A 10,699-nucleotide genomic window follows, 5' to 3' on the forward strand; every position below is an offset into this window, starting at 1 on the left:
CCCGGTACGCCCCTGGGCCGCCGGCCGGCACGGGAACACCCCACGTCCGCGTCCGGCCACCGCAGTGCCGACAAGCCCACCACACAAGGGAATCGACCATGTTCGCACTCTCTCCCTCGCAGGAGATCGTCTGGCTGCACGAGCAGATGCTGCCGGGCAGTCGCGCCTACAACTTCACCGCCGTCCTCGACCTGTGGGGCACCCTCGACCGGGACGCGCTGCGCACCGGCCTGGCCGCCGTGCTGGCCCACCACCCCGGTCTGCGGCTGGAGTTGGTGCCCAGGCCGGAGGGGCTGCCCGGCCAGCGGGTCGCCGACGTCTGCGAACCGGAGCTGCGCCACAGCGACTTCGCAGCCGAGCAGGACCCGGAGGCCACCTTCCGCCGGCTGCTCGCCGCCGAGGCCGAGGAGCCGCTGGACACCGAGCGGGCGCCGGTGCTGCGCTGGCACCTGGTCCGGCTCGGCGACGACCACCACCGGCTGATCCACGTCGAACACCACCTCGTCCACGACGGCCACTCCTTCGCGATCCTGCTGCGCGACCTGTTCACCGTCTACCGCGCCACCGTCCTCGGCGAGCCGTACGAGCTGCCCACCGCGCCCTCCTACGAGGACCACGCCCGCGCCGCCGCCGACCTCCCCCGGGACCGCGGACTCGACTTCTGGACCAAGGAGCTGACCGACGCCCCGCGCGAGGTCACCCTCCCCGGGCTGGCCCGGCCGGGTGTCGAACGGCGCCACCGCGGCGGCCAGCTGCGCCAGTCGATCGGGGCCGACCTGGCCGAGCGGCTGCGTGAGCGCAGCAAGGCCGACGGCCACACCCCGTTCAGCACCCTGCTCGCCCTGTTCGCCGAGCTGCTGCGCCGGCACAGCGGCCACCGCGAGGTGGTGATCGGCACCGCCGTCGGCAACCGCCCGGAGGGCTTCGAGGGCACCGTCGGCATGTTCGTCAACACCGTCCCGCTGCGCCTGCGGCTCGACCCGGCGGTCCCCGGCACCGACGCCGTGGACGAGGTGACCGACGTCCTGCTGCGTGCCCTGCCGTACCAGGACCTGCCGGTCCAGGAGCTGACCCGCCGGCTCGGGCTGCACACCACCGGCGCCGACAACCCGCTGTTCAACGTGATGTTCAGCGCGCACGACGCGGCACTGCCCGACGTCCAGGCGCCCGGGCTGGAGGTCTCGCTGTACGAGGGCTTCAACACCGGCACCACCCGCTTCGACCTCGACCTGGTGCTGCTGCCCGACGACCGCCGGGTGGTCGGAGAGAAGCACGGCGCCGCCGGGATGACCCTGGTCTGGGACTACGACGCCGACCTGTTCCGCGAGTCCGAGGCGGTGCTGCTGTCGGAGCGGCTGCTGGAGCTGCTGCGCTGCTACCTGGACCGCCCGCAGGCGCCGATCGCCGGGCTGGCCCCCGCGCCCGAGGCCGAACCGGCCGCCCCGGTCACCCCGGCCGCACTCGACCCGGCCGCCGCCCACGACCCGACCTCGCTCGCCCTGCTGGCCGGCACCGAGCGGATCAGCTACGGCGAACTCGACCGCAGGGTCACCGAGTTGGTCGAGCGGCTGCGCGCCGCCGGAGTCACCCCCGGCCAGCCGGTGGCCACCGTGCTGCCGCGCGGCGCCGACAGCGTGGTCGCCCTGCTCGCCTGCCTGCGGTACGGCGCCGTGTACGCGCCGCTGTCCACCGAGGACCCGGCCGCCCGGCTCGGGCTGCTGCTGGAGCGGCTCGGCCCGGCGCTCGTCCTCGCCACCCGGCAGAGCGCGCTGGCACTGCCCGCCGAGGGCGTCACCCCGGCCCTACTGGACGGCCCCGCCTTCCCGAAGGCCGAGCCCGCCGCCGCGCTGGACGGCGCCGCCTATGTGATCCACACCTCCGGCTCCACCGGCGTGCCCAAGCCCGTCCTGGTCGGCCGCGAGGCCCTCGCCGGGTACGTCGCCGCGATCGCCGACCGCTACCGGCTCACCTCCGCCGACCGGGTGCTGCTGTTCGCCCGGCCGTCCTTCGACGTGGCCCTGGAGGAGGTGCTGCCCGCCCTCACGGCCGGCGCCGCCCTCGTCGTGCCGCAGCGCGAGGTGCCCACCGGGCCCGAGCTGGTGGCCGTGCTGGCCGCCCGCGGCGTCACGGTCGCCAACCTGCCCACCAGCTACCTGCTCGCCGTCCGCGAGGACCTGCGCGAGGCGCTGCGCGACGGCCGCTGGGCGCCCCGCCTGCTGGTGCTCGGCGGCGAGCGGCTGCCCGCCCGGGCGCTGGCCGGCCTGACCGGGGCCACCACCGTGCTGAACGCCTACGGCGTCACCGAGGCCACCGTCACCTCCACCGTGTACGAGGTCACCGACGCCGACGTCGCCGAGGACGGCGAGATCCCGCTCGGCGCCGAACTCGACGGTGTGCGCATCCACGTCCTGGACGACACGCTGCGCCCGCTCGCCCCCGGCTGCGTCGGCGAACTCGTCGTCGGCGGACCCCTGTTGGCCGAGGGCTACCTGGGGCTGCCGGAGCCCACCGCGGCCCGCTTCACGACCGTCCCCGCGCTCGACGACGCCCGCGTCTACCGCACCGGTGACCGCGGCTACCGCGACCTGGACGGGCGGCTGCGCTTCCTCGGCCGCGCCGACAACCAGGTCAAGCTGCGCGGCCACCGGATCGAGCTGGAGGAGATCGAGGCCGCGGCCTCCGCCGAACTCGGCGGCCGCTCCTGCGCGGTGCTGCTGCACACCGACCCGCAGACCGGCCCCCGCCTGGTCGGCTTCCTGGAGGGCGCCGACCGCCCCGACCAGGCCGCCCTGCACGAGGCGCTCGCCCGCCGGCTGCCCGGCGGACTCGTCCCGGCGAGCTGGACGGCCGTCGCCGCGATGCCGACCCTGCCCGGCGGCAAGCCCGACCGCGCCGCCCTCGCCCGCCTGGCGGACGAGGCCCCGGAGGCGGAGGAGGTCGAGCCGAGCGAGTTCACCGACCCCGGCCAGCAGCTGATCGCCGCCGCCTGGCGCGAGGTGCTCGGCCACGACCGCTTCGCCGCGGACTCGCACTTCTTCGAGGTCGGCGGCCACTCGCTGCTCGCCGCCCAGCTCGCCGCGTACCTGGAGCCGCACCTCGGCAGCCGGCCGCCGCTGCGCACCCTCTTCCGACACGCCGTACTGGCCGACCAGGCCAAGGCCCTCACCACCGGTGGTGCCAAGTGACTTCGCCCTCCGCCGTCCTGGAAGCCGGCCACCGCGAGCTCGTCGAGGCTTTCGAGAGCTTCGTGCGCCGCGAACTCGTGCCGCTGGCAGCCGAGCTGCCCGAGACCGCCGACCAGGTCCCGGCCGACCTGCGGACCTACGTCCGCAAGCGCTCCGCCGCCCTCGGCTTCTACGCGGGCGACTACCCCGAGGAGCTCGGCGGCGCCGACATGCCGTTCACCGCCGTCGTCCTGCTGCACCACGCCGCCGGGCGCAGCGGCTGCGTGCTCGCCCCGTACGCGCTGGCCGGCTCCGACGGGCCCAGCCCGCTGCTGCGGCACGGCACCCCCGAGCAGGTCGAGCGCCACCTGGTCCCGCTGGTGCGCGGCGAGCAGACCCGCTGCCTCGCCCTCACCGAGCCGCACGCCGGCTCCGACGCGTTCCACCTCACCACCACCGCCGTGCGCGCCGGCGAGGGCTGGGTGCTGAACGGCCGCAAGACCTTCGTCAGCAACGCCGAGCACGCCGGGATCGCGCTGGTCGTCGCCGCCACCGACCTCGGCGACGGGGCCGGCCCCACGGCCGGCGCCACCGCCTTCGTGCTGCCGATGGACCAGCCCGGGCTGCGGATCGGCCAGCGCTACGAGGGGATGTCCGGCGAGCCGCTGTTCGAGCTGCTGCTGGACGGGGTCACCGCCGGCCCGGAGGCCGTGATCGGCGGCGAGGAGGGCGTCGGCGCGGCCACCGCCCTCGCCATCGACAGCCTCTCGCGCGGCCGCCTGGTGGTCGCCGCGATGTGCAACGGCATCGCCGAGCACGCGCTGCGGATCGGCGTCGAGTACGCCAAGGACCGGCGGGCCTTCGGCCGGGTGATCGGCGAGTACCAGCACATCCAGGAGCACCTGGTCGCCACCCGGGCCGAGGTCGAGGCGTCCAAGCTGCTCACCCTCGCCTGCGCCCGGCTGGTCGACGAGGGCACCGAGTCCCCCGAGAACGCGGCGCTCGCCAAGCTCACCGCCTCCGAGACCGCCGTGCGCGCGGTGGACCGCTCGCTCCAGGTGCACGGGGCCACCGGCTGGGTGCGCGGGCACCCGCTGGAGTTCCTGTACCGCTACGTCCGGATGACCACGATCATCGAGGGGACCTCGGAGGTCCAGAAGGTGATCATCGCCCGTTCCATGGGCCTGAACTGACGAAGCGTCACCTTCGTACGCGACTTCCTGGAGATGATGATGGAACACCTTGACACGAAGGTCCCGAACGCGGACGCCCCGAGCGTCGACGCCGCGAACACCGGGACTCCGAACACCGACGCCCCGAGCATCGGTTACGGCCGTCCGCACCAGGACGGTGCGGTGCTCGACCTCTTCACCACCTGGGCGCACCGCACCCCCGACGCCCCCGCCCTGATCGACGGCGAGCAGGTCTACAGCTACGCCGAACTCGACCGCCTCGCCGACACCGTGGCCGAGGCCCTGCGCGGCAAGGTCGGCCCGGGCGACCTGCTCGGCGTCTGCCTCGCCCACTCGGTCTCGCTGGTCGCCGTCACCCTGGCCGCCGCCAAGCTCGGCGCCGTCCACCTGCCGCTCGGCCCGCGCCCCGGCGAGCACCGGCTGCGCGCCGTCGCCGAGCAACTGCGCCCGGCCTGCCTGGTCGGCGAGCCGGACCTGCTGCCGCCCGGCGGCGAGCGGCTGCCGCTGGACCTGCCCACCGCCGGCGTGGTGGCCGCCCTGAACCCGGGCGAGCAGGTGCGCGTCCCGGCCGGCACCCACTACGCGGTGCTCACCTCCGGCTCCACCGGCACCCCGAAGGCCGTCGCCGTCACCGAGCCCGCGCTCGGCGCGCTGTTGCAGTGGTACCGCGGACTGACCGGCCTCGGCCCCGGGGAGCGGCACAGCCTGCTGATCGGCGTCGCCTTCGACCCGCACATGCAGGAGCTGTGGGCCGGCCTCACCTCCGGCGCGGCCCTGGTGGTCGCCCCCGAGGCGGTCCGCTGGGACACCGGTGCGCTCACCGACTGGTGGCGCGAGGCCGGCGTCACCGTGTCCATCCTGCCCACCCCGCTGGCCGAGCCCCTCCTCGGCCGGCCCTGGCCCGCCGAGTCGCCGCTGCGCCACCTGGTGATCGGCGGCGACCGGCTGCGCCGCGCCCCCGGGCCCGACGTCACCGCGACCGTCCACAACGCGTACGGCCCCGCCGAGGCCACCGTCACCACCACCGTGCACACCATGGCCCCCGGCGGCGACCACGGTGCCGGCGCCCCGCCGATCGGCCTGCCGATCGACGGCGCCGTCCTCCTGGTCACCGACGAGGACGGCCGCCCGGTGCCGCGCGGCACGGCCGGCGAGCTGCGGATCGGCGGCCGAGGCCTGGCCGCCGGGTACCTCGACCCCGAGCTGACCGCCCGCCGTTTCGTCGGCGCGCCCGCCGGCGTGGTCGGCACGGACCGGGTCTACCGCACCGGCGACCGGGTGGTCATGCGCCCGGACGGCGTGCTGGAGTTCCACGGCCGCCTCGACGACCAGGTCAAGGTCAGCGGCGTGCGGATCGAACCCGCCGAGGTCGAGGCCGCCTTCGAACGCGACCCGAAGGTGCGCCGGGCGGTGGTCGCCGCCGAGCAGGCGCCGACCGGCGGGGTCCGGCTGCTCGCCTTCGTCCAGGCCGAGGACGGCGCCGACCCCGCGGCGCTGCTCGACGCCGTCCGCCTGTGGCTGCCCGAGCAGGCCGTGCCCTCCGCCGTCCGGCTGGTGGAGCGCTTCCCGCTGGACGCCAACGGCAAGGTGGACCGCCCGGCCCTGCTGGCCGACGCGCCGGCCCCGGACGAGGAGGCCCCGGCGGACGAGGCCGGTACCCCGGTCGAGCGCACCGTACTGAAGCTCTGCCGCGGGCTGATCGGCCGTGCCGACCTCGGGCCCGAGGACAACTTCCTCGCGTCGGGCGGCAATTCGCTCGCCGCGGCAAGACTGCTGGAGGCCCTGGAGAACGAGTACGGCGTACGGCTGCGCGCCCCCCTGGTGCTGCGCCAGCCCGACCTGCGGGCCGTCGCCCGGCTGGTCGAGGAGCGGGTGGCCGATCTGGCCGCGACCGCCTGACCCCGCCCGAACCTCCTCAGCGGGGCGCCCCGGCCCACCCGGCCGGGGCGCCCGGAAGGGAACCACCCATGACCACCAGGACCACCGCGCACCGCGCGCACCCCGCGACCTCCGCGCATCCCGCGACCCCCGCGGCTCCGCTCGACCGGACCACCGAAGCCCCGCCAGCCCTGCCCACCCCGCTGCCCGCCCTGGTCGCCCGGCAGGCCGAGCAGCGGCCCGACGCGCTCGCCGTGACCGACGGCTCCACCGTCCTGACCTACCGCGAACTCGTCGACGCCGCCGGTCGGTTGGCCGCCGTCCTGGCCGATCGGGGGATCGGCCCCGGCAGCGCCGTCGCCCTGCTGTGCGCCCGCTCGACCCGATTCGTCGTCGCCCAGCTCGCCGTCTGGCGGGCCGGCGCACTGGTCGTCCCGCTCGACCCGGCCTACCCGCGCCCGCGGATCGCCGAAATGATCGCCGACGCGGACGTCCGGCTCGTCCTCGGCGACAAGGGACTGCTCGCCGAGGCCGGGCTCCCCGAGGACCGCACCCTGGCGCTGACCGAGCGCGGCACCGAGGCCGCCGACGGCACGGCGCCCGACGCCGCCGACCCGGCCGCGCCCGCCCTGCTCTACTACACCTCCGGCTCCACCGGCCGCCCCAAGGGCGTCCTCGTCCCGCACAGCGCCGTCGCCGACCTGGCCACCGCCGAGGACTCGATCGGCCTCGGCCCACGCGACCGGGTGCTCTTCCACTCCACCGTCTCCTTCGACGCCACCACCTTCGAACTGTGGGCCCCGCTCGCCCGGGGCGCCGCCGTGGCCGTCTCCCCGAGCGAGCGCCCCAGCGCCGAGGACCTGGTCCGCGACGTCGAGAGCTTCGGCGTCACCACCGTCTTCCTCACCACCGCGCTCTTCCACCACCTGGCCGCCCGGCGGTCCCGGGTCTTCGGCGTGCTGCGCACCCTGGTCGTCGGCGGCGAGGCACTCTCCTCCGAGTACGCGGGCGCCGTGCTGCAGGCCTTCCCGTGGCTCGAACTGATCAACGCGTACGGGCCGACCGAGGCCACCACCTTCACCACCCTGCACCGGGTCACCCGGGCCGACTGCGCCGGATCCGTCCCGATCGGCCGGGCCTTCGGCGGCACCCGGGCGTACGTCCTGGACGAGCGGCTCGCGCCGGTGGCGCCGGGCAGCGTCGGCGAACTGTGGATCGCCGGCGACCGGCTGGCCCTCGGCTACCTCGACCGGCCGGAGCTGACCGCCGAGCGCTTCCGCGAACTGCCCGGCATCGGACGCGCCTACCGCAGCGGCGACCGGGTCGCCGAACGGCCGGACGGCGCCCTGGAGTACCACGGGCGCACCGACGACCAGGTCAAGGTGCGCGGCTTCCGGATCGAACCCGGCGAGGTCGAGCACGCGCTGCTCCAACTGCCCGAGGTCGCCGAGGCGGCGGTCGTGGTCCGCCGCGCCGGACAGGTCGACGCCGCGCTCACCGCCTGCCTGGTCCTCGCCGAGGGCTCCCGCCCGGCCGTCGAGGCGCTGCGGGCCGCTCTGGCCGAGCGGCTGCCCGCCCACCTGGTGCCCACCGCCTGGACGGTGCTCGCCGCGCTGCCGCTGACCGGCAGCGGAAAGGTGGACCGGCGGGCGCTGGCCGCCGACGAACCGGACGGGGCACAGCCGTCCGCCGCCGCCGAACTCGGCCCGATCGAACAGGTCGTCGCCGAGGCGTGGAGCCGCGCCCTGGAACGCCCGATCACCGACCCGTCCGCCGACTTCCTCGCCGAGGGCGGGCACTCGCTGCTCGCCATGTGGGTGGTGGACGACCTGCGCGAGGACCTCGGGGTCGAGCTGTCGCTCGCCGACTTCCTCGGCCACCCGACCGTCGCCGCCCAGGCCGAGCTGCTGGAGCGCGCCCTGCGGGCCGCCGACGACACCCCCGGAGCCGACCGATGACCACCGTCGACCAGAGCGACCTGCTGCGCCGCGCCCGCAACCGCCGCGCCGCCACCCCCGTCACCTTCGCACCGCAGACCGGCCCCGCCGAATCGACCGGCCCCGCCCCGCTCTCGCACGCCCAGCAGCGGATGTGGCTGATGGACCACCTCGGCCAGGGCGGCGCCCTCTACAACGTGCCGGTCGCCACCCGGCTGCGCGGCCCGCTCGACCGGGCGGCCCTCGCCACCGCGATCACCGGCCTGACCGAGCGGCACGCCGTCCTGCGCACCCGCTACCCGCGCCGGGGCGACGAGCCGTACCAGCAGATCGACCCGGTCGTCCCGGTGCCGCTGCCGGTCCTGGACGCCACCGGCCCGGAGCAGCTCGCCGCCGAGGCCGCCCGGCCGTTCGACCTCGCCACCGGCCCGGTGCTGCGGGCCCTGCTCCTGCGGCACGGCCCCGACGACCACACGCTGCTGCTGACCATCCATCACATCGCGGTGGACGGAGGAACGTTGGGCCTCCTCACCTCGGACCTCGCCGAGCTGTACCGCGCCGCGCGCGACGGCGAGCCGAACCGGCTCCCGCCGCCGGCCCCCTCGTACGCCGACTACGCCCGCCAGGAACGCGCCCGCGAGGCCGAGCTGACGGCCACCGCCGGCGTCCTCGCGGCCAGGCTGTCCGGCGCCCGGCCGCTGCCCCTGCTGCGGCCCGTCCCGCCCGGCGCCCGGGAGCGCCGCGCCGCGCTGCACGCCGCCCCGCTGGATCCCGCCGTGGTGGAACAGCTGCGCGTCCTCGGCGCGCGGCACGGCGCCACGCTGTACACCGTCGTGCTGGCCGCCGCCTTCGCCGCGCTGGGCATCGCCTCCGGGCAGGACGACCTCGTCCTCGGCTGCGCCAGCGGCCACCGGGCGCGGCCCGAGTTCCGCCGGACCGTCGGGCTCGCGGTCAACACCCTCGCCGTGCGGGCGAATCCGTCCGGGGACCCGTCGTTCACCGAGCTGCTCGCCCTGGTCCGCACCGCCCTGCTCGACGCCCAGCAGCACCACGAGGTGCCCCTCGACCTGGTGGTCGAGCGGCTCGGCGCGGCCGCGCGCGGCGCGGACGGCACGCCGCTGCTCTCGGTCAGCTGCGACCTGGTCCAGACCGTCGACCCGCTGGCGCTGCCGGGCCTCGACACCGAGAACGTGGAACTCGACCTGGGTCTGGCCAAGTTCGGCATCACCCTGCTGCTGGAGGACGGCCCGGGGCCGCGCTGCCTGCTGCAGCACGACCGGGACGCGCTGGACCCGGACACCGCCGCCCGGCTGCTCGGCGCCTTCGCCGAACTGCTCACCGCCGTGGCCGCCGACCCGGAACGGCGGCTGTCCGAACTGCCCGGAGAGCGGTTGACGGCCGCCGAACACCCGGTCGTGGAAGCCCTGTCGGCCGATCCGGCGGTGGTCGAGGCGGCCGTGGTCGAGAACCCGGACGGCCCGCCGCTCGCCTACGCGGTGGTCCGCGGGCCGGTCGCGCCGAGCGGCAGCGCCCTGCGGGCCGCCCTGCGCGGGCGCCTGCCGGCCGCCGAACTGCCGCTCGCGGTCACCCTCGTGGACCGGCTGCCCCGCCACCCCGACGGCACCCCCGACCGCGACCGGCTGCCCGGCGCCACCGTGCTGCCCGGCGCCACCGTTTTGCCCGGCGCCACCGCGGCGGCGGAGGGCCCGCTGGAGGCAGGCCCGCTGGACGTCGTACGGCAGGCCTTCGGCGAACTCCTCGGCACGACCCCGTCCGCCGACGGCGACTTCTTCGCCCTCGGCGGCCACTCCCTGGTCGCCGTCCAGCTCGCCGAACGCCTGCGCACCCGTACCGGGCTGCCGCTCACCGGCCTCGACATCCTGGAGCAGCGCACCCCGCGCGCCCTCGCCGCCCTGCTCGCCACCCGCACGGACGAGCGCCGCGCGGCCCTCGCCCAGGCCGGTGCCCGTTCGCGGACCGCCGGCGCCCGCACCGGCACCGTCCTGCTCACCGGCGCCACCGGCGGGGTCGGCGCGGCCGTGCTCCAGGAGCTGATGGCCCAGGGCCGGCCGGTCCGGGTCCTGGTCCGGCCGGAGTCCGCGCACCTGCCCGCGCTGAACGGCGCCGAGGTGGCGGAAGGCGACCTCGGCGACCTCGACAGCCTGCGCCGGGCCGTCGACGGCGTCGACGCCGTCATCCACTCCGCCTGCACCTTCACCGACCATGCCACCGACCTCGCCGCCATGCGCGCCCTGGTCGACGGCTGGCGGGGCGGCCCGTTCGTCTTCGTCAGCAGCATCGACGCGTACGGCCGCCCGGCCGGCACCGAGGTCCCCGAGGGCGGCCCCAGCAGCGCACCCGTCACCCCGTACGGGCAGGCCAAGCTGGACTGCGAGCGGATCCTCTTCGAGGCCGCCGCGACCGGCCGGGGCCAGGCCGTGGCCGTCCGCTCCCCGATCGTCTGGGGCCCGCACCACCGCCTGCGCGACCAGCTCCGCTGGGGCGCCACCGGCCCCCTCTACCAGGC

5 protein-coding genes are annotated in these 10,699 nt (G+C 76.4%); all 5 read left to right on the forward strand.

From position 1 onward, the window contains the following. The first annotated feature begins 98 nt into the window (after positions 1-98). Positions 99-3,185 carry an amino acid adenylation domain-containing protein gene (locus ACIQOV_RS10465; protein WP_401047101.1) on the forward strand — a complete coding sequence of 1,029 codons (3,087 nt, stop codon included), beginning with the start codon at positions 99-101 and terminating at the stop codon, positions 3,183-3,185. Further along, positions 3,182-4,357, forward strand: coding sequence for an acyl-CoA dehydrogenase family protein (locus tag ACIQOV_RS10470; protein ID WP_401047103.1), 1,176 nt, complete (start codon positions 3,182-3,184; stop codon positions 4,355-4,357). Before ACIQOV_RS10465 ends, ACIQOV_RS10470 begins: the two co-directional genes overlap by 4 nt. A 39-nt stretch (positions 4,358-4,396) precedes the next feature. Then, complete coding sequence (locus ACIQOV_RS10475; RefSeq protein ID WP_401047106.1) at positions 4,397-6,256, forward strand: amino acid adenylation domain-containing protein; 1,860 nt, start codon at positions 4,397-4,399, stop codon at positions 6,254-6,256. A gap of 68 nt (positions 6,257-6,324) precedes the next feature. After that, a complete protein-coding gene (locus ACIQOV_RS10480) occupies positions 6,325-8,193 on the forward strand; it encodes a non-ribosomal peptide synthetase (RefSeq protein WP_401047109.1) in 1,869 nt (622 codons plus the stop codon). Further along, a partial coding sequence (locus ACIQOV_RS10485) for a condensation domain-containing protein (protein ID WP_401047112.1) occupies positions 8,190-10,699 on the forward strand: 2,510 nt, incomplete at its 3' end. The genes ACIQOV_RS10480 and ACIQOV_RS10485, both read left to right, overlap by 4 nt.

The organism is Kitasatospora sp. NPDC091257, assembly GCF_044757675.1.
Taxonomy (GTDB): Bacteria; Actinomycetota; Actinomycetes; order Streptomycetales; family Streptomycetaceae; genus Kitasatospora; species Kitasatospora lactacystinica.